The sequence below is a fragment of the Ectobacillus ponti genome (genome assembly GCF_024294785.1).
GTDB lineage: Bacteria > Bacillota > Bacilli > Bacillales > Bacillaceae_G > Ectobacillus > Ectobacillus ponti.
On sequence record NZ_JANCLT010000131.1, the window covers coordinates 1 to 502 of the forward strand.

The window sequence follows — 502 nt, forward strand, 5'->3', positions numbered from 1 at the left end:
GTGAAGAGAAACCTAAACATTCCAGAGCACATAAATTAAGGTTCGCTAATTCAAAATTTGGATTTTTTAAGACATAAGTTGAGGTTGAGGATAAGACAGCAGTTCTTGCTGCCATAATGCAAATAAATTTTTCTTCTTTCTATTCAAAAGCTCTTTCTTTCTTTGCACCCTTTGTTTCTCTACTTTTATTGAGGAACAGGGCTGATTTTTCACTTCTTGCATCCAAAAAGCACCCCTTTTTTCTTTCCTGTTTTTAAGATTTCCATACCCTTGCCATCTTCATCTTCTACCTCCATCCAGTCCTCATGGCCGCAGCAATAGACATGTACAAGTATAACACTAGCACACACCAGATCGCATCCTCGGATCAGGAGCTCATGAAAGCGCTCGAACCTTTTATTAGGAGCGCTTCTTCTTCCTCCGCTTCCTCCCCCTGCCACCACTACTACTCTTCTTCTCCTTCCATGAGCCAAGATTCTTACATGCCCACCCCATCTTATCC

The 502-nt window shown here is 41.6% G+C and carries 2 protein-coding genes; both read right to left on the bottom strand.

Going from position 1 to position 502, the window contains the following annotated elements:
- Positions 1 to 66 precede the first annotated feature (66 nt).
- Entirely contained in the window at positions 67 to 222 is a 156-nt protein-coding gene (locus NK662_RS24875) for a hypothetical protein (protein ID WP_254761395.1), read from the bottom strand.
- The coding region (locus tag NK662_RS24880; protein WP_254761396.1) for a hypothetical protein at positions 210 to 502 on the bottom strand (293 nt) is incomplete at its 5' end. The genes NK662_RS24875 and NK662_RS24880, both read right to left, overlap by 13 nt.

Coding starts and splice junctions, on each gene's coding strand:
- NK662_RS24875 (WP_254761395.1), bottom strand. CDS start 222: ATGCAAGAAGTGAAAAATCAGCCCTGTTCCTCAATAAAAGTAGAGAAA.